Annotated in this window: 18 protein-coding genes; 7 read left to right on the top strand and 11 right to left on the bottom strand. The window is 67.7% G+C overall.

Annotated elements, in window-relative coordinates; genetic code table 11:
• The first annotated feature begins 3 nt into the window (after window positions 1-3).
• From P2G62_RS00990 to P2G62_RS00975, 4 genes are read left to right on the top strand one after another with little or no spacing between them, the layout of a single operon-like run.
• A complete protein-coding gene (locus tag P2G62_RS00990) occupies window positions 4-693 on the top strand; it encodes a MotA/TolQ/ExbB proton channel family protein (RefSeq protein ID WP_275732982.1) in 690 nt (229 codons plus the stop codon).
• Window positions 693-1,070, top strand: coding sequence for a biopolymer transporter ExbD (locus tag P2G62_RS00985; RefSeq protein WP_275732981.1), 378 nt, complete (start codon window positions 693-695; stop codon window positions 1,068-1,070). The genes P2G62_RS00990 and P2G62_RS00985 overlap by 1 nt, the downstream gene beginning before the upstream one ends.
• The gene (locus tag P2G62_RS00980; protein WP_275732980.1) at window positions 1,070-1,465 is read left to right on the top strand and encodes a biopolymer transporter ExbD; all 396 of its coding nucleotides are present in this window, start codon (window positions 1,070-1,072) and stop codon (window positions 1,463-1,465) included. The genes P2G62_RS00985 and P2G62_RS00980 overlap by 1 nt, the downstream gene beginning before the upstream one ends.
• Window positions 1,465-2,304, top strand: a complete 840-nt coding sequence (locus tag P2G62_RS00975) for a TonB family protein (protein WP_275732979.1) — start codon at window positions 1,465-1,467, stop codon at window positions 2,302-2,304. Before P2G62_RS00980 ends, P2G62_RS00975 begins: the two co-directional genes overlap by 1 nt.
• A 5-nt stretch (window positions 2,305-2,309) precedes the next feature.
• Here P2G62_RS00975 and P2G62_RS00970 read toward each other — a convergent pair whose 3' ends face one another.
• The 8 genes from P2G62_RS00970 to P2G62_RS00935 form a co-directional block, all read right to left on the bottom strand.
• On the bottom strand, window positions 2,310-3,509 hold the full coding sequence (locus tag P2G62_RS00970; protein ID WP_275732978.1) for an HlyD family efflux transporter periplasmic adaptor subunit: 1,200 nt from the start codon (window positions 3,507-3,509) through the stop codon (window positions 2,310-2,312).
• A 15-nt stretch (window positions 3,510-3,524) separates the two neighbouring features.
• On the bottom strand, window positions 3,525-5,894 hold the full coding sequence (locus tag P2G62_RS00965; protein ID WP_275732977.1) for an ABC transporter permease: 2,370 nt from the start codon (window positions 5,892-5,894) through the stop codon (window positions 3,525-3,527).
• Complete coding sequence (locus P2G62_RS00960) at window positions 5,888-6,595, bottom strand: ABC transporter ATP-binding protein (protein ID WP_275732976.1); 708 nt, start codon at window positions 6,593-6,595, stop codon at window positions 5,888-5,890. Before P2G62_RS00960 ends, P2G62_RS00965 begins: the two co-directional genes overlap by 7 nt.
• Before the next feature lie 191 nt (window positions 6,596-6,786).
• The gene (locus tag P2G62_RS00955) at window positions 6,787-7,701 is read right to left on the bottom strand and encodes an ABC transporter permease (protein ID WP_275732975.1); all 915 of its coding nucleotides are present in this window, start codon (window positions 7,699-7,701) and stop codon (window positions 6,787-6,789) included.
• Entirely contained in the window at window positions 7,694-8,701 is a 1,008-nt protein-coding gene (locus P2G62_RS00950) for an ABC transporter permease (RefSeq protein WP_275732974.1), read from the bottom strand. Before P2G62_RS00950 ends, P2G62_RS00955 begins: the two co-directional genes overlap by 8 nt.
• A gap of 124 nt (window positions 8,702-8,825) precedes the next feature.
• Entirely contained in the window at window positions 8,826-10,529 is a 1,704-nt protein-coding gene (locus tag P2G62_RS00945; protein ID WP_275732973.1) for a peptide ABC transporter substrate-binding protein, read from the bottom strand.
• Between the two features lies 1 nt (window position 10,530).
• Window positions 10,531-11,589: a dipeptide ABC transporter ATP-binding protein gene (locus P2G62_RS00940; protein WP_275732972.1), complete on the bottom strand. Its 1,059-nt coding sequence runs from the start codon at window positions 11,587-11,589 to the stop codon at window positions 10,531-10,533.
• A complete protein-coding gene (locus P2G62_RS00935; RefSeq protein ID WP_275732971.1) occupies window positions 11,582-12,613 on the bottom strand; it encodes an ABC transporter ATP-binding protein in 1,032 nt (343 codons plus the stop codon). Before P2G62_RS00935 ends, P2G62_RS00940 begins: the two co-directional genes overlap by 8 nt.
• Window positions 12,614-12,864: 251 nt before the next feature.
• On the opposite strand from P2G62_RS00935, the gene argE reads away from it, so the two are divergent.
• The 3 genes from argE (at window position 12,865) to P2G62_RS00920 (ending at window position 16,609) form a co-directional block, all read left to right on the top strand.
• Complete coding sequence (gene argE, locus P2G62_RS00930) at window positions 12,865-14,019, top strand: acetylornithine deacetylase (RefSeq protein WP_275732970.1); 1,155 nt, start codon at window positions 12,865-12,867, stop codon at window positions 14,017-14,019.
• Entirely contained in the window at window positions 14,016-15,356 is a 1,341-nt protein-coding gene (locus P2G62_RS00925; protein ID WP_275732969.1) for an FAD-dependent oxidoreductase, read from the top strand. Before argE ends, P2G62_RS00925 begins: the two co-directional genes overlap by 4 nt.
• 86 nt (window positions 15,357-15,442) lie before the next feature.
• Window positions 15,443-16,609: a M20 aminoacylase family protein gene (locus tag P2G62_RS00920; RefSeq protein ID WP_275732968.1), complete on the top strand. Its 1,167-nt coding sequence runs from the start codon at window positions 15,443-15,445 to the stop codon at window positions 16,607-16,609.
• Between the two features lie 151 nt (window positions 16,610-16,760).
• Here P2G62_RS00920 and P2G62_RS00915 read toward each other — a convergent pair whose 3' ends face one another.
• The 3 genes from P2G62_RS00915 to moaA form a co-directional block, all read right to left on the bottom strand.
• The gene (locus P2G62_RS00915; RefSeq protein WP_275732967.1) at window positions 16,761-17,168 is read right to left on the bottom strand and encodes a universal stress protein; all 408 of its coding nucleotides are present in this window, start codon (window positions 17,166-17,168) and stop codon (window positions 16,761-16,763) included.
• A gap of 64 nt (window positions 17,169-17,232) precedes the next feature.
• Window positions 17,233-17,727, bottom strand: a complete 495-nt coding sequence (locus P2G62_RS00910) for a hypothetical protein (protein ID WP_275732966.1) — start codon at window positions 17,725-17,727, stop codon at window positions 17,233-17,235.
• The gene (gene moaA / locus P2G62_RS00905) at window positions 17,727-18,734 is read right to left on the bottom strand and encodes a GTP 3',8-cyclase MoaA (RefSeq protein WP_275732965.1); all 1,008 of its coding nucleotides are present in this window, start codon (window positions 18,732-18,734) and stop codon (window positions 17,727-17,729) included. Before moaA ends, P2G62_RS00910 begins: the two co-directional genes overlap by 1 nt.
• Window positions 18,735-18,766: the final 32 nt, after the last annotated feature.

Raw genomic sequence — 18,766 nt, 5'->3', positions numbered from 1 at the left:
GACATGACAGGCGCGGCAACGGATCTGGCAGGTCGCCTGGGCGGCATCCTTGATCTGGGCGGTCCGGCGATGTGGGCCATCGGCGTGCTGTCGGTGCTGACGCTGGCGCTGATCTTGTGGAAATTGTGGGATCTGTTGCGCGCGGGCGCCTGGTCGGGGGGTGCGCATTCCTCGGCCGCGATTACCGCCTGGCAGGCGGGCGATCCTGCCGCGGCGCTGGCGGAACTGGACGGGCGCCATTCGCTGCGCGCGCGGTTGGCGCGGGCGGCGATCGTGGCGCTTGGGGACAGCACGCTGGACCGCGCCGGGGCCGAGGCCGAAACCGCCCGTGTCGCGCGCGGGCTTCTGGCGCGGGCGCGGGCCGGGTTGCGCGGGCTGGAACTGGCGGTGGCGATCGGGCCGCTGCTGGGCCTTTTGGGCACGGTGACCGGCATGATCGCGGCGTTTCAGGCGCTGCAAGAGGCAGGCGCGCGCGCCGATCCCGCCACCCTCGCCGGCGGTATCTGGGAGGCGCTGCTGACCACGGCCGCGGGCATGGCGGTGGCGATCCCCGCGCAGGTTGCGCTGACCTGGTTTGAATCTGTGGTCGACCGGCTGCGGCACGACATGGAAGACGCGGCCACGCTGATCTTTGCCCGTGCACCGCAGCGGGCCCCGGCAGAGGCCGCGCCCGCCCGCGCGGCGGCGGAATAATGTTTTCCTTCGGCGAGGCGCGGCCGCGCCGGCGCCCCTCGCTCACTCCGATGATCGACGTGGTGTTCCTGCTGCTGGTGTTCTTCATGCTCGCCTCGCGCTTTGGCCATGATGCAGATCAGGATCTGGCCCTGGCCGGGGCGCCGGGCGGGCAGTGGCAGGGTCCGCCGCGCCTGATTGATCTGGACGATGGCGGGTTGCGGCTGAACGGGGTGGCGGTGGCGCAGGTCGATCTGGTGGCGGATCTGACCCCGCTGATGGCCGATCCGGGCGATCCGGTGATCCTGCGTGCGCGGGGCGGCACGGTGCAGGATCTGGTCGGTCTGACCCAGACCCTGCGGGATGCGGGGATCACGCAGCTGGTGGTGGTGCCCTGATGCAGTTTTCCGAACCGCCCCGCAAGACGCCCTCTGAAAACCTGTTGCCGATGATCAACGTGGTGTTTCTGCTGCTGATCTTCTTTCTGATTGCCGCCACGCTGGCACCGCCCGAACCCTTTGCCGTGACCCCGCCCACGGCCGCAAGCGGGGGCGAGCCGGGCGAGGGCGCGGTGCTTTACCTCGGTCCCGACGGGGCGCTCGGGTTCGAGGGCGCGCGCGATGCGGCGGTCTGGCCCGCGCTGAGCGCGTGGCGTGCGGGATGTGGCGCCGATTGCCCGACATTGCGCCTGCGCGCGGACGCCGGGGCGAAGGCAGCCGATCTTGCGGCGCTGATGGCGCAGCTGGCCGAGCAGGGCTTTGCCCGCGTCGCCCTTGTGGCGGAGCTGAACTGATGCGGCGGGGGCTGTCCTTCGGTGGGTTCGTGGTGCTGGCGGCGGCGCTGCATCTTGGCGCCTTTGCCCTGTGGGACGACAAACCCGGATCGGCCGAGGCGGCCGGGGCGGGCGGCAGCGAGCTGATTACGCTGGCGGGCGCCGACGGTGCGCTGGAGGCGCTGATCGCGGACTGGGAGCGCCCGCCCGAACTGACGTCCGAAGCGCCGGACACCCCGGCCGATCCGGTGCCCGAGCCGATCACCGATCTGCCGCACGAGATCACCCCCGAGATCGCCCCCGACACACCGCCGCAAACCGCGGCGCTGAGCCTGCCGCAGGCCCCGACCTTGCCGGATGCCCCGATGATGCCACAGGCCGCGCCCGAGCCGCCGAAACAGCCCGAACCGCCGAAACCCGAAGCCCCGCCCGCGCCGAAAAAGCCGAAAGCGGTCCAGAAACCCGCGGCGCCGCAGGCGCGGGCGCAGGCGGCGCAACAGGCCGCGGGGGCGGGGGGGGCTGCGGCGGGGCGCAACGGGCGCGCCGAGGCAGCGACGCTCAGTCCCGGGCGCGAGCGCGATCTGCGCGCGGAATGGGGCGCGGTGATCCGGGCGCGGATCGAGCGGCGCAAGGCCTATCCGCCCGCCGCAGGATCTGCGCGCGGACGGGTCGTGGTGCAGCTGACCGTGACATCGGCGGGCGCGCTGCGCGGCGTGTCGGTGGTGAAAAGCTCGGGCGTGGCGGCCTTCGACGCGGCAGCAGTGCAGGCGGTGCGGGCGGCAGGGCGGTTTCCGGTGGCGCCCAAGGAACTGACGGCGCGTAACTACACATTCACCCTGCCGATGAGCTTCGCGCGCTGAGCCTGTCAGGGGCGCGCGGCAATGCGGCTGCCATCCGCGATCAGGCTGCCCGGGTAGGCCACGACCCGTTCGCCCTCGGCCAGACCGGACACCACCTCGGCCACCTGCGCATTGCTGTGTCCGATCTCGACCGGCACCAGCACCGCGCGGCCCGCGCGTTCGGCAAAGACGGCCCAGCCTGTCCCCTGCCGGAACAGCGCCGATTGCGGCACCAGCAGCACCGCGTCTGCGCCCCAGGTGACGATGCGGACATAGGTGCGGAAGCGGTCGCCCAGACCCGCGCGCGCCTCGGCCGGGGTCAGGATATCGAGGCGCAGCTTGACCCGCTGTTCCTCGATCCCCAGGGCCGAGACCTTGGTCACTGCGGCGGGCTCGATCCGGCTCACGCGCGCTTCCAGAACGCCCGCGCCGCCCCAGCGTTCGATATGGGCCGACGCGCCAAGCGCCACCTTGACCGCATCCGAGGACAGCAGATCGACCTCGATTTCCAGATCCTCCACATCCCCGATGGTCAGCAGCGGCGCCCCCGCCTGCACCAGCCGGGCCGAGCGGTCCTCGATCGTCAGGATGGTGCCGCTGGCGGGCGCGGTGATCGCCACGCAGCAGCTGGCGCCGTGCTGATCGGCGCCGGGGTCGGTCGGGATCACCAGCTGCGCCTGCGCCTTGGCCAGCGTGGCGCGGTTCAGGTCGAGTTCCGAGCGTGCGGCGATCAGCGCGGCCTCGGCGCTCTGGCGGGCCTGCAGCGCGGCCTCGAGCGTGCGCGAGGGCACGATGCCGCGCGCGGCCAGTTCGCTGTTGCGCTGATATTCGCCGCGCGCATAGGCCAGATCGGCCTCGGCGCGGGTGATATTGGCCTCGGCCAGGCGCACCGCAGCCTGGGTTTCGGTCACGGTGGCCTCGGCCTGCGCGCGGGCGCGGGCATCCAGAAAGGCGGGCTCGGCCGGATGGATTTCGGCCACCACGGTTTGCCCGCGCACGACCGCATCGCCCACTTCCACCGGGCTGCGCACCGTGGTGCCGGTGATCGGGGCCGTGACCAGATAGGGCGCGCGCACCCGGGTCATGCCCTCGGCCTCGACCGTGGTTTCCATCGGGCCGCGCGCGATGGTGACCAGATCGACCAGTTCGGCGCGCGGCCACAGCGCCCAGCCGCCAAGGGCCAGCAACGCGATCACCGACAGGGCGGGGAAAAGCCATCTTTTCATCGGGGTGATCCTTTCCTAATCGCGCGCCTTGAGCGCCTGAACAATGTCGATCCGGTCCAGCCTGCGCCGCACCAGCAGCGCCGCGCCAAGCGCGGTGGCGGCCACGATCAGGCTGGCCCAGCCGAAGGTGCGGCGCTGCACCACCAGCGGCAGCGCCACGACATCGGTCGAAAACCCCTGCACCACCAGCGCCGCAAAGCCATAGCCCGCCGCCCAGCCCAGCGGCAGCGCGGCCAGCGTCAGCACCATCAACTCGCCCACCAGAACATAGCCGACCTCGGCGCGCCGGAACCCCAGCACCCGCAGCGAGGCCAGTTCATGGCTGCGTTCGGACAGCTGGATGCGCGCCGCGTTATAGACCACGCCCATCGTGATCAGCATGCCCAGGGCACTGTAGATCACGGTCGAGATTGCCAGGTTTTCATTGATCGTGGCGGTGAACTGTTCCTGTGTGCGCGCCAGATCGGCCAGCCCGGCAATCGCGGGGGTGGCCTTGACCGCGGCTTGCAGCGCGGGCATCTGCGCGGGATCGACCCGCAGGTTGATGCGGTTGACCTGCGGCGCCTGACGCATTAGCGCGGCCAGCGCGGGGGCGGCGATATGCGCCTCTTGGCCCAGCGTCTGGCGGATCGTGGCGGCCAGCGGAATCTCCCAGGTTTCGCGCGGCGGGCTCAGCCCCTCGACCCGCACCCTGTCGCCGGGGGCCAGCGCCAGCTTGCGCGCCAAGCCCTCGGGCAGGACCAGCCCGTGATCGGGCAGGCTGACCGCGCGGCCCTGATCGTCGATCAACCGCGACAGGGTGACCTGCGCAGGATGGGCGGTCAGCGTCGTCAACTCGGCCCGCGGCCCGTTGTGCAGCCGCACCGGCAGGCTCAGCGCGCCTTCGGCCACGATCACCCCGGGCAGCGCGCGGGCATCGGCAACGGCGCGGTCGTTTTCCGGCTGCGCCAGCATCAGCGTGACGTTCTGGCGGTTCGCCTTGGTGAAGATCTCGTCCACCATCAGCTCCATCGCGTCATAGGTGAAGAAGGACGCGATCAGCACCGCGACCGAGGCCGCCACCCCGAACAGCGTTACCGCCGCCCGCCCCGGCCAGCGCGTGATCGAGCGCAGGATCATCATCGTCGTCTGCCGCAGCCCCAGCCCCGCGCCGATCGCATCGGCCCAGCCGCGCCGGAACAGCGGCGGCGCAGGCGGTTGCATCGCGACCGCAGGCGGCAGCCGGACAGACCCCGCCACGGCGCGCCCCGCGCCGGTTGCCACCGTTACCAGCGCCAGCACCGCCGATACCGCGAAGGGCCAGCTTGAGGGCGCATAGATCAGCCAGGGCAGGCGGAAGAACTGCGTATACATCCGCGTCATCGCCGCCCCCAGATACCAGCCCGCGACCCAGCCGATCACGATGCCGACCAGCCCGATCCCGAGCGCGAGCTTCAGGTAATGCGCGGCAATCGCCCGGGTGGTGTAGCCCACGGCCTTCAGCAGCCCGATCTGCGGCCGCTCCAGCGCGATCAGCCGCCCCAGCACCATGTTCACCAGGAAGGCCGAGACGGTCAGGAAAATCGGCGGCAGGATCAGCGCCATTGCGCCCAGCTGTTCCAGCTCGGATTGCAGGAAGGCATGGCTGACCTGATCGGCGCGGCCATGCGCGCCAGTGCCGCCATAGGGCGCAAGCAGATGGTCGAGCGCGGCAATGACGCCAGGTTCCGACGCACCTCGCGACAGGCTGACGCTCAGACTGTTGAAGGCGCCGTCCATATCGGTGGCCGCGGCCGCCGCTGTGTGCCCCAGCCACAGCACGCCGAACAACGCGTCGTCCGGCATCATCGCCCCGGGCCCGATGGTGTAGATATACTCGGGCGACAGCACATGGCCGGTCACCACCAGTTCGCGCCGCTGTCCCTCGATCACCGCGAAGAACCGCGCGCCGGGTGCCAGACCGCGCGCCTCGGCGAAGGGGGCGTAAAGCGCGACCTCCTCGGGGTGGCTCGGATCGGGCAGGCGGCCGGCGCGCAGCAGCGGCGCGTTCAGCACCGGCGCGGCCCCCGAGGCAGGCAGCGACAGCACGCTGGCCGAGACCGGCTCTGTCACGCCGGGCAGATCGAGCAAGGCCTGCGTCACGATCCGCGGGCTGATCCGGGCCACGCCCGCGACAGCGGCAATCTCGGGCAGCAGGGTCTCGGGCGCGCGGGTCGCGGTGACAAACACATCGCCGAACCGCTGGCGGTCGTAATACTGCGCGCGCGAGGCTTCCAGCGAGGCGCGCGTGCCGGTGCCCAGCACCAGAACCATCACCCCGCAGGCCAACACCGCCGCAATCGCCAGCACCTGCGCCCAAAGCCGCAACAGGTCGCGCAAGAGCTTGCGATCCAGCGCGCTTACCATGTCACCTCCGAGGGCGGGATGCGGACCTCGTTGATCGTCTCGCGCGCGATTCGGCCGTCGGCGATATGGATCACCCGGTGCGCGATCGCCTGAATGCCTGCGTTATGGGTGATGATCGCGGTGGCCGTGCCCAGATCGCTGTTCACCTGGGTCAGGGCCTCCAGCACGGTGACGCCGGTCGCACTGTCAAGCGCGCCGGTCGGCTCGTCGCACAACAGCAGTTCGGGGCGCTTCGCGATGGCGCGGGCGATGGCCACACGCTGCTGCTCGCCCCCCGACAGCTCGGCCGGGAAGTGATGCAGCCGATGGCCCAGCCCGACCCGCTCCAGCGCCTCTTCAGGGCGCATCGGGTCGGCTGCGATCTCGGTCACCAGCGCCACATTCTCGCGCGCGGTCAGTGCGGGCATCAGGTTGTAGAACTGGAACACGAAGCCCACATGCTCGCGCCGGAACCGGGTCAACTCGCGGTCGGGCGCGCGGGTCAATTCGGTGTCGCCAAAGAACACCCGCCCCGACGTAGGCGTGTCGAGCGCCCCCAGAATGTTCAGCAACGTCGATTTGCCCGAGCCCGAGGCGCCCAGCAGCACCACCATCTCGCCCGCATCAAGCCGCATCGTGACACCACGCAACGCCTGCACCTCGACCGCGCCGGTGCGGTAGATGCGGGTGATGTTTTCACAGCGAAGGACCGGGTCAGACATGGCGCCACGCTAGCGCGGTTGCGGTGTGATTTCCATGATTTGCCGCAAGTGACGGGCGGGGCAGGGGGCGCCGCCCCCTCTGGCCTGCGGCCATTCACCCCCGGGATATTTCAGCCAAGATGAAAACGCAGCCCTTTCGCCTTGGTTCAAATATCCCGGGGGGCCGGGGGCAGAGCCCCCGGCGCGTGGGATCAGCGCCCGCGGATCCGCGGATCGAGCGCGTCGCGCAGCCCGTCGCCGATGTAGTTCACGCTCAGCACGGTGAGCGAGATCGCGACGCCGGGCAGGATCACCCGCCAGGGGTAGAGCTGCATCTGGTCGACGGCATCATAAAGCAGCCGCCCCCAGGTCGGGAAATCGGGCGGGAAGCCGAGGCCGAGGAAGCTGAGCGCGGATTCGGTGATGATCGCGCTTGCGATGCCCAGGGTTGCCGAGACCATGATCGGGCTGAGCACATTGGGCAGCACATGGCGCAGGATCATCCGCCGCGCGGGCGTGCCGATGGACCGCGCCGCCAGCACGAATTCGCGTTCCTTCAGGCCCAGCACCTCGCCGCGCACGATGCGGGCGGTCTGCATCCAGCTGGTCGCGCCGATGGCAAAGACGATCAACAGGAAGATCCCGCGCTCGGGGCCAAAGCTTTTCGACAGCGGCTCGCGGAACAGGGTGACCATCAGCAGCAAGAGTGGCAGCAGCGGCAGTGCCAGGAACAGGTCGGTCAGCCGCATCAGCGGCCCTTCGAGGCGGCGGAAATAGCCCGCCAGAACCCCGATCGTGGTGCCCAGCATGATCGACAGCATCATCGCCGTCAGCCCGACCGAGATCGAGACCTTGCCCCCCGCCATCATCCGCGCCAGCACATCGCGGCCCAGCTGGTCGGTGCCCAGCGGATGGGCCGCCGAGAAGCCCTTGTTGCGGGCGCGCAGGTCGACATAGGTCGGCGCCATATCCCACAGGAACGGGCCGATGGTGATGGCCAGCAGGATCAGCACAAAGATGCTGAGCCCGACCAGCGCGCCCTTGTGGGTCTTGAACTGGTCCCAGACATCCCACCACTGGCTGCGCGGCGGGCGGATTTTCACTGTTGTGGGGGTGGTGTCAGTCATAGCGAATCCTCGGGTCGAGAATGCCGTAGAGCAGATCGGCAACGAGGTTGAAGAGAACGATCAGGATCGCAAAGATGAAGGTCAACGTCATCACCATCGGCATGTCGTTGGCGTGGATCGACAAGATCAGCTGCTGGCCCAGCCCATTCACCTTGAACACCTGCTCGGTGATGATCGCGCCGCCGAAGATCGTGGGCACGCCAAGCGCGATCACGGTCACCACCGGGATCAGCGAGTTGCGCAGCACATGGATCAGCACCACGACCTTTTCGGTCAGGCCCTTGGCGCGTGCGGTGCGCACATAATCCTGCCCCAGATTGTCGAGCATCGAGGCGCGCATGAAGCGCGAGATCTGCGCCGCGTTATACAGCGCCAGCACCGTGACCGGCATCACCATCTGGCGCATCTGCTGTTTGAAACTGGCCCAGTCGGTGACCTGCAAGGTGGTGTCATAGACCGAGGGGAACCATTGCAGCTTGACCGCGAAGACGATGATCAGCACGACGCCGGTGAAGAAGGTCGGCACCGAAAACCCGATCATCGAGATGAAGGTGCCGAGATTGTCGAACCAGGAATATTGCCGATAGGCCGAGATGATGCCGATCGGCAGCGCGATCAGCACCCCCACCAGATAGGCCAGCCCGACCACGGTCAGGGTCTGGGGCAGGCGCTCGGCGATGATCTGCATCACCGGCTGGCGCGACTGGAACGAGATCACGCGCTGCATTCCGTCACCGAAATGCGTGCCGAACAGCGCATCCCACAGGTGCACCGGCTCGACCCAGAAAAACTGTTTCATCCAAAGGCCGTAGCGAACGTACCACGGGCTGTCGAGCCCCAGTGCGAGGCGCATCTTTTCCTTCACCTCGGGGGGCACGGTCAGCGGCACATCGCCCAGCGGGTCGCCGGGGGCGGCCTCGAGCAGCAGGAAAATCACCAGCGAGATGATGATGAGCGTCGGGATCGCAATCAGCAATCGGCGCAGCGTCAGGGTTAACATGGGCGGCCTCGGGGGGCTTGGCGCGGGCCGGGGAGGGCCGCGAGATCGTCAGGGGCAAAAGGGGCGGGGCACCGACGGCCCCCCGCCCGGAAGGGCGCACGCCCCCGTGGGGGCGTGGCTTGGATCACTTGATGCGATACCAGTCCGAGGCGTTCCACAGCTCGGAATCCCAGGTGTTCAGCACGACGCCGCCCAGGGTGTTGGAATGCGCCGACAGACGGCCACGGTCGACCAGCGGCACCACCACCATGCTGTCCTTGGTCAGCATGTCGTTGAGCTTTTTGGCGATGACCGCACGTTCCTCGATCCCGCGGGTGCGGACCAGTTCGGCCAGCAGCTTGTCATATTCCGGGTCGCAGAAGCGGTTGACGTTTTCACCCTGCCACTGGCTTTCCGGGGTCGGGGCCTTGTCGCAGGTGTATTGCGCCAGATAGGGCTCGGGGTCGGTGCCGTCGAAGTTGTTGGCATACATTTCAACGTCGGCATAGAACTTCTGGAAGGTGTCGGGCGAGCCCGCATCGCCGCCGAAGAACACGCTGCCGTCGACCGATTTCAGCTCGACCTCGACGCCGATGTCGTTCCACCACTGCTTGATGATCGCCTGGAAGTCCTGACGGATCGCGTTGACCGAGGTCTGGTAAAGCAGGCTCAGCTTCTTGCCGTCCTTGTCGCGGATGCCGTCGCCGTCGCTGTCGGTCCAGCCCGCCTCGTCCAGCAGCGCCTTGGCGCCCTCGACGTCCTGGGTCAGACAGCCGGTGTTGTCCGAGGCAAAGATTTCCGGCGCGGGCACCAGGTTGCAGGTCGCACGACCCGCGGCGCCATAGCCGATTTCGACCAGGATTTCACGGTCGATCGCCTTCGACAGGGCGGTGCGCACGCGGATGTCCGACAGGATCGGGTGCGGGTGCTTGGCGGTGGCGCGCTCGCCCTCGGGCAGATCCGGGGACGGGTCGGTCATGTTCATCTCGATCCGTTCGACCAGCGTGCCGAAGCCCGAGACGAACTTGCCCTTGCCGCCGGCCAGCATCTGTTCCTGCACTTCGGGCGAGATCTGGGTGTTCCAGGCGTAATCGAATTCGCCGGTCTCCATCACCGCGCGCGCGGCCGAGGTGGCATCGCCGCCGCCCTTGACCAGTGCGGTCGCGAAGGCGGGTTTGGCCGGGTCGCGGTATTCCGGGTTCGCTTCCAGCTGCACGGTGTCGTTGGTGCGGAACTCGACCACACGGAACGGGCCGGTGCCGATCGGCTTGAAGTTGGCGTCGGTGCAGGTCGAGGCGGCGGCGCCCAGGCATTTCTCGAACTGCGCCTTTTGCAGGATCGGCGAGGTCGCGCCGACGAAGGCGGTGAAGGGGTTCGGCTTCGGCTCGGTGTAGCTGATCTTGACGGTCAGATCGTCCAGCGCCTCGACCTTTTCGATGCCTTCGTAACGCGCGAGCTGCGCGCAGCCACCGGCCGGGTCCATGCAATATTGCGCGGTGAACACCGCGTCATGCGCGGTCACCGGGGTGCCGTCGGACCATTTCAGCCCGGGCGTCAGTTTCCAGGTGATGGATTTCAGGTCTTCGGCAATCCCGCCGTTTTCCAGGCTCGGGATTTCGGTCACGAGGCGCGGGATCACCTCGCCCTTTTCGTTGAAGCCGGCCAGCGGCTCCAGCACGAGGCTGCCGACTTCGACGTCTTTCGTCCCCGAGGACAGATAGGCGTTCATCGTCGACACGGCCTGCGAATACAGGATCTTCACGTCGCCATCGGTGCCACGTTCCGCGAAAGCGGCGGGCGCGAAGGCCAGCGTGGCGGCAGCGCCCAGAAGGGCGGTTCTGAGTTTCATCTTACTCTCCTTGTTGGATCGTTTTTTCTGTGTGCTCGGAGCGTGCCCCGGGTGCCGCCGCTTCACCGGCGGTCTGTTCGTAAAGATGGCACGAGACGAAGCGCCCGGGCAGGATTTCCCGGAACTGCGGTTCGGTCTCGTGGCAGATCGCCATTGCCTTGGGGCAACGCGTGCAGAAATTGCAGCCCTTGGGCGGATTGGCGGGCGACGGCACGTCGCCGGTCAGCACGATCCGGCGGCGGCTCTTTTCGGCCTCTGGGTCGGGTTCGGGCACCGCCGACAGCAGCGCCTGGGTGTAGGGGTGCAGCGGCTCGGCATAGATCGCGTCGCGCGGCGCCAGCTCGACGATCTGGCCCAGATACATCACCGCCACGCGGTCGGCGATATGGCGCACCATCGACAGATCGTGGCTGATGAACAGATAGGTCAGGCCAAGGCTGTCCTGCAGCTCTTCCAGCAGGTTGACCACCTGCGCCTGGATCGACACGTCCAGCGCCGCGATCGGTTCGTCGCAGACGATGAACTTGGGGTTCAGTGCCAGCGCGCGGGCAATCCCGATCCGCTGCCGCTGGCCGCCGGAAAATTCGTGCGGATAGCGGTTGGCGAAATCGCGGTTCAGCCCGACCTGATCCATCAGCGCATAGATCTTGGCCAGTTTCTCGGCCTTGGACAGCTTGGTGTGTTCGTCCAGCGGCTCGCCAATGATCGCGGCCACGGTCATGCGCGGGTTCAGGCTGGCCTGCGGGTCCTGGAACACCATCTGCATCTTGGGACGCATCTGGCGCAGCGTGTCGGAACTGGCGGCGATCACATCGGTGCCGTCGATCCGCACCGCGCCGGCGGTCGGTTCGTAAAGCCGCAGGATCGCCCGCCCGCAGGTGGACTTGCCGCAGCCGGATTCGCCCACAAGGCCCAGCGTCTCGCCTTCGAAAATGGTGAAACTGACGTTGTCGACCGCCTTCACATTGCCCACCTGACGGCGGAACACCCCGGCGGTGATCGGGAAATACATCTTCAGCCCGGCGACTTCGACCAGCGGTTTTTGCGCGGCGTCAAACATGGGCGGCTCCTGCAATCGCGTCGATCGGGCGCGGGGCGCCGGTGTCGAAATCCCAAAAACAGGCGGCGTCATGGCCGGGCCCGACGGGATAGCGCCGCGGGTTGGCCGTGGCGCACAGCGCGAAGGCCTGCGCGCAGCGGTCGCGGAACGGGCAGGCGGCAGGTTCGGCGCGCAGGATCGGCGGCTGGCCCTCGATCACGTTCAGCTTTGCCTCGCGCACGCCGCGCACCGAAGGCACGGTCTTCAGCAGCGCGCGGGTATAGGGGTGACGCGGGCGGTGGAACACCTCGGACACCGGGCCCTGTTCGACGATCTGGCCGCCATACATCACCATGATCCGGTCGGCGATGCCCGCGATCACGCCCAGATCATGGGTGATCCAGATGATCGCCATGCCCAGCTTTTCACGCAGCTCTTTCACCAGTTCCAGGATCTGCGCCTGAATCGTCACGTCCAGTGCGGTCGTGGGTTCGTCGGCAATCAGCACCTTCGGGTCACAGGCCAGCGCGATCGCGATCATCACCCGTTGCCGCATGCCGCCCGAAAACTGGTGCGGATAATCGCGCAGGCGCCGCGCCGCATCGGGAATGCCGACCAGTTCCAGCAATTCCTGCGCGCGTTTCTGGGCCTGCGCCTTGGTCATGCCCATGTGCTTGATCAGCGGCTCGCGCAGCTGGTAGCCTACGGTGAACACCGGGTTGAGCGAGGTCATCGGGTCCTGAAAGATGAAGCCGATCCCCGGGCCGCGCACCGCGCGCAGCTGATCGGGTGTGCAATGCAACAGGTCCAGCCCGTCAAAGCCGACGCGGCCGCCGCGCACATCGGCGGGCGGGCTCGGCAGCAGGCCGATCAGCGACATCATCGTCACCGATTTGCCAGAGCCTGATTCCCCAACCACGCCCAGCAATTCGCCGGGGCGCAGGTTGAACGAAACGGAATTGACGGCATGGACCTCACCGCCGCGGGTCCTGAATACAGTTTTCAGGCCCTCGACCTCGAGAACAGGCAGCGCCCCATCGGGCATATGGTAACCCCCAGTCGGTTGTTTTCGCAGTATTTTTACTGTCGTATTCTGTTCGCGCCGGGTTCCCGGTCGCGCATATTTGACCAAGTGTTAGGGATTTTGCCGCAGCGTGCAAGCGCGATTTTCGTCGCGGGAAGTGGCGTCATCCGGGCGGCCCGCGCGGCGGGGCGGCGCAAGGCTGGTTCCCGCAGGGCGGGGCTTGACGGCGGGCGATGCCGCGGCGCAGCTTTTGCGCAAACATGGAGAGTCCGATGACCGATTACGCCACTGCCCGCATGCTGCTTGACCGTCTGGTGGCGTTTCCCACCGTCAGCCGGGGCGGCAACCGCGATCTGATCGACTGGGTGGCAGGGTGGCTTTCCGGGCAGGGAATCGAGGCGGTTGTGGTGCCCGACCCGTCGGACCCGCGCAAGGCGAGCCTGTTTGCCCAGGTGGGGCCCGCGGTTCCGGGGGGCGTGGTGCTGTCGGGCCACAGCGATGTGGTGCCGGTCGAGGGGCAGGACTGGTCCAGCGATCCCTGGACCGTCACCGAACGCGACGGGCGGCTTTACGGGCGCGGCACCTGCGACATGAAGGGGTTCGATGCGCTGGCGCTTGCAGCGCTGGCGGCGGCGGCAAGGCGGCCCCTGAAGCGCCCGCTGCAACTGGCGCTCAGCCATGACGAGGAACTGGGCTGCATCGGCTGCATCCCGATGATCGAGGCGATGGCCGATCTGCCGCGCGCCAGTGCCGTGGTGGTGGGCGAGCCGACGATGATGAAGGCGGTCACCGGCCACAAGGGCGGCGTGGCCTTCTGGGTCAGGATGCGCGGCCACGAGGTCCACAGCTCGTTGATGCACACCGGCGTCAGCGCGATTCTGGAGGGCGCCAAGCTGTTGATGTGGGTCAATGAAATGAACGCGGCGGGGCAGGCGGCAGCCAAGGAAAGCCCCTTCGTGCCGCCCTGGACCACGGTGCATACCGGCGAGATCCACGGCGGCACCGCGCATAACATCACCGCCGGAAACTGCGAATTCGGGGTCGATTTCCGCGTCCTGCCCGGCGAAGACCCACAGGAGTGGCGGCGCAAGTTCCTGGCCAAGGTGGCCGAGGTCGAGGCGGGCATGAAGGCGATCCACCCCGATGCGGGCATCGAGGTGACCGAGAAATTCGCCTTGCCGGGGCTTGCCCCCGAAACCGACGGCGCCGCCGAGGCGCTGGTGCGCGCGATCACCGGCGACAATGGCAGCCAGGTCGTCAGCTATGGCACCGAAGCCGGGCAGTTTCAGGTGCGCGGCTGGTCGGCGGTGGTCTGCGGGCCGGGCGACATCGAACAGGCGCACAAGCCCGATGAATATCTGGAGGTGGCGCAGTTCCGCGCGGGCTGGGCCTTCATGGAAAACTTGCTCGAAAGGCTTGAGGCATGAGCTTCGTAATCTCGGCCGACAGCCCGGTCCGTTTTGACGCCCCGCAGCCCGAAGCCGCCGATGTGGTGGTGATCGGCGGTGGCATCGCCGGGGTGATGAGCGCTTATTACCTGGCGCAGGCGGGTAAGCGCGTGGTGCTGTGCGAAAAGGGCCGGATCGCGGCCGAGCAATCCAGCCGCAACTGGGGCTGGATCCGGCAGCAGAAACGCGACCCGGCCGAGCTGCCGATCATGATCGAATCGCTGCGGTTGTGGCAGGGGTTGGCGGCGCAGCTGCCGCCCGAACTGGGCTTTCGCCAATGCGGCGTGGCCTATACCACCCACGATCCCGCGCAGATGGAGGGCTACGCCCGCTGGGTCGCGCTGGCCGCCGAACATGGCGTCGAAAGCCGGTTGCTCAGCCGCGCGGACCTGCAGGCTCTGGTGCCCAACAGCGCCGGCTGGGTCGGCGGGCTGATTACGCCCTCGGACGCGCGCGCCGAACCCTTCGTCGCGGTGCCGATGCTGGCCGAACTGGCGCAGGCCGCGGGTGTCACGATCCTTGAAAACTGCGCGGTGCGCGGGCTGGACCGCGTGGCGGGGCAGGTTGCGGGTGTGGTCACTGAACGGGGCCGGATCGCCGCGCCGCAGGTGCTGCTGGCGGGGGGCGCGTGGTCGTCGATCTTCGCGCGGCGCGAAGGGGTCGAGCTGCCGCAGCTGATGGTGCGCTCGACCGTGGCGCAGACCGCGCCGATGCCCGAAATCACCCAGGTGTCGAACGCCGATAACGTGTTTGCCTGGCGCCGGCGTCTGGATGGCGGCTATACGCTGGCGCCCGGCACCTGGCACGATTTCTTCATCGGCCCCGACGCGTTCCGGCATCTGGGCGCCTATCTGCCGCAGATCCGCCGCGACATTTCAAAAACCGCGATGCGCCCCTGGTCGCCCGCGCGCGGCTGGCCCGATGGCTGGAGCACGCATCGCAACTGGTCGCAGGCGCGCCAAACCCCGTTCGAGGCGATGCGCGTGCTGGACCCCGCGCCCAACCTCAAACGCCTGCGCGAGGTGCAGGAGGCCTTCGCCCGCGCCTTCCCCTCGCTGGGCCGACCGCGCCTGCTGCGGGCCTGGGCGGGCATGATCGACGTGATGCCCGATACGGTGCCGGTGCTCGACCAAAGCCCGCTGCCGGGCTTCTGGATCGCCACCGGCCTGTCCGGCCACGGCTTCGGCATCGGGCCGGGCGTGGGCCGGGTGATGGCGGATCTGATGTGCGGGCGGCCTGCGGGCCACGACATGACACGCTTTCGCTTCGGTCGTTTTACCGACGGATCAAAAATCGACCTCGGACCGACGTTCTGAGGGTTGCGGGAGCGCGGGCTTTGTAACAGGTTGCACTCAAGGCGCGCCAAGGCGCCAGCAATTTCCAACACATCTGGGAGCCCCTCATGCCCGTCAAGAACCGCTTTGCCGAACTTTTGCCCGAAATCACCGCCTGGCGCCGCGATTTCCACGAGAACCCGGAACTCCTGTTCGAAGTGCATCGCACCGCAGGCAAGGTGGCCGAACTGCTGCGCAGCTTCGGCGTGGATGAGGTGGTCGAAGGCATCGGGCGCACCGGCGTTGTCGGCGTGATCCGCGGCAAGACCGACACGGCGGGCCGTGTGGTCGGCCTGCGCGCCGATATGGATGCGCTGCCGATCCTTGAAGCGACGGGTCTGCCCTATGCCTCGAAAACGCCGGGCAAGATGCATGCCTGCGGCCATGACGGCCATACCGCGATGCTGCTGGGCGCTGCCAAATACCTGGCCGAGACGCGCAATTTCGACGGCACCGCGGTGGTGATCTTCCAGCCCGCCGAAGAGGGCGGCGGCGGCGGTCGCGAGATGGTCGAGGATGGCATGATGGACCGGTTCGGCGTGCAGGAAGTCTATGGCATGCACAACTGGCCGGGCGTTCCGGTGGGCAGCTTCGCGATTCGTGAAGGCGCGATCATGGCGGCGGCCGATCAGTTCGAGATCATCGTCACCGGCAAGGGCGGCCATGCCGCGAAGCCGCATGAAACCATCGACACCACGCTGGTTGCCAGCCACATCGTCGTGGCACTGCAATCGATTGCCAGCCGCAACGTCGATCCGCTGAAACAGGTCGTGGTCTCGACCTGCACCTTCCGCACCGAATCCGAGGCGCATAACGTGATCCCGCAGACCGTGCTGCTGAAAGGCACGGTGCGCACGATGGACCCGGCCGTGCAGGATTTCGTGCAGGCACGGCTGAGCCAGGTGGCCGAACACACCGCCGCAGCCTTCGGTGCCACCGCAGCGGTAAAATACATGCGCGGCTATCCGGTCACCGTGAACGCGGCCGACAATACCCAGTATGCGATTGATGTGGCGCAGAAGGTCTCGGGCCAGGTGAACCCGGATGTCGCGCCGCAGATGGGCGCCGAGGATTTCAGCTACATGCTCAACGCCCGCCCCGGCGCCTATATCTTCCTGGGCAATGGCGATAGCGCGATGGTGCACCACCCGGCCTATAATTTCGACGACAACGCGATCCCCTTCGGCGCGAGCTGGTATGCCGGAATGGTCGAAGAACGGATGCCCGCGGCCTGAGCGGGCGGGCAGAGAGGGGCTCTGCCCCTCTTTTGCCTGCGGCAAAATTCACCCCGGGATATTTGGACCAAGATGAACCCGGTCTGCGTTCACCTTGGTCCAAATATCCCGGGGGGAGCGAAGCGGGGGGCGGCGCCCCCCGATCCCGTCCTTACCGCATCACCATGACAGAGCAGGGCGCATGGCGCACAACGCGCGCCGCGGTCGAGCCGATCAGGTAATCGCCATAGCCCGGGCGATGCGAGGCGATGACGATGCAATCGGCGCCGATCTCGGCGGCCATGTCCAGGATTTCATTGGCCGCATGGCCCTGCCGGATCACGCCGGCACCGTTCTCGAATTCGGCGGCCAGCTTGTCCAGCTCGCCCTGCAGGGTGCGTTTCAGATCGCTGGCATAGCCTTCGGGCATGTAGGAAATCGCGAATCCCGGCACATCGGCCATGACATGCAGCAAGGTCACGCGCGCCCCCGGCGCGGCCAGCGCACGGGCGATGTTGAGCGCGGCATCGGGGTTGTGGTCCTCGTCGAAGGCGAGGGGGATGACGATATTGGAATACATCGAGGGGCTCCTTTGTCGGTTGTGTCACAGTGGCCTAAATCGGGGGCGGTTGCCTTGATGCAGGTCAGGCGCCGCGGGGTCCTGTTTGCGGGCGGTTCAGCACTGCGATCAGCCAAAGATAGGCCAGCGCGGTCAGTGCCATCAAGGCAGGTGTCAGCACGGGCTGCCAGATCAGCGCGCCGAAGGTTTCGCCCGGCAGCCAGGCCGCGCCCTGATCGGCGGCAAATCGCGCGCCGACCCGATCGCCCGCCCAATACCAGCCGCCCAGCACCAGCGCGACGGCCAGCGCGCGCATCGGCCAGGGCCCGGCCAATGCTGCCAGCAGCGCCAGCGGCGGCACCAGCGGCGCGCTTGCCATCAGCGCATCGCGGGCCAGCGAAGCCCGGGTGATGGTCTGCGCCGGTGCCAGGGCATAGGGCTGCCCGGTCAGGGACTGGCCCGCGCCCCAGACCAGATCGAGCCAGATCGTGACCGCAACGGCCAGCGCGGCCAGCACCCCGGCGCCCAGGCCCCGCAAGGCCCGGCCGGCGGGCCCGATGTTGCCTGGCGCCGCTGCCATCACCCGCCCGTGTGGCTCATATGGCGGCGCATCTGGCCGGCCACTTGCTGGCGCGAATAGTCGAAATCATGGCCCTTGGGCTTGCGCGCGATCGCCGCGCGGATTGTGGCGATCAGCTGGGCGTCGTCGGGGCTGGCGCGCAGGGGCGCGCGCAGATCGGCCACGTCCTCCTGCCCCAGGCACATGAACAATTCGCCGGTGCAGGTCACCCGCACGCGGTTGCAGCTTTCGCAGAAGTTATGCGTAAGCGGCGTGATGAAACCGATCCGCTGCCCGGTTTCGCGCAGCCGGACATAGCGCGCCGGGCCGCCGGTGGTTTCGGCAGTCTCGTCGAGGGTGAAGCGTTCGGCAAGCCGCGCACGCACCTGCGACAGTGGCCAGTATTGATCCAGCCGCGTCTCTTCGCCCATGTCGCCCATCGGCATCACTTCGATGAAGGTCAGATCATGCCCTTCGGCACCGCACCAGGCGACCAGATCGAACAGCTCGTCCTCGTTGAAGCCCTTCAGCGCCACCGTGTTGATCTTGACCCGCAGCCCCGCTGCCTTGGCGGCCGCGATCCCTTCGAGAACCTGATCGAGTCGCCCCCAGCGGGTGATCGCCGCGAATTTGTCTGCATCGAGCGTATCAAGCGAGACATTGATGCGTCGCATTCCCAGTGCCGCCAGATCGGGGGCGAAGCGGGCCAGCTGGCTGCCGTTGGTGGTCAGCGTCAGTTCCTTCAGCGCGCCGGTTTCCAGATGCCGGGAGATGCGGCGAAAGAAGGTCAGGATGTCGCGCCGCACCAGCGGTTCGCCGCCGGTGATCCGCAGTTTCTCGACCCCGAGCCCGATGAAGGCCGAGCACAGCCGGTCGAGTTCCTCGAGGCTGAGCAGGTCTTTCTTCGGCAGGAACTGCATATGTTCGGCCATGCAATAGGTGCAGCGAAAATCGCAGCGGTCGGTGACCGAGACGCGCAGATAGCTGACGCGGCGGGCGAAAGGGTCGATGAGGGGCGCGTGATCCATGGCGGCAAACCTAGGCTGCGGGCGGCGCCGCG

It is taken from the genome of Paenirhodobacter sp. CAU 1674, from assembly GCF_029222945.1.
Lineage (GTDB): Bacteria > Pseudomonadota > Alphaproteobacteria > Rhodobacterales > Rhodobacteraceae > Rhodobacter.
The sequence above is the reverse complement of the archived record's forward strand: the minus strand, read 5'-3'. Positions and strand labels throughout refer to the sequence as shown.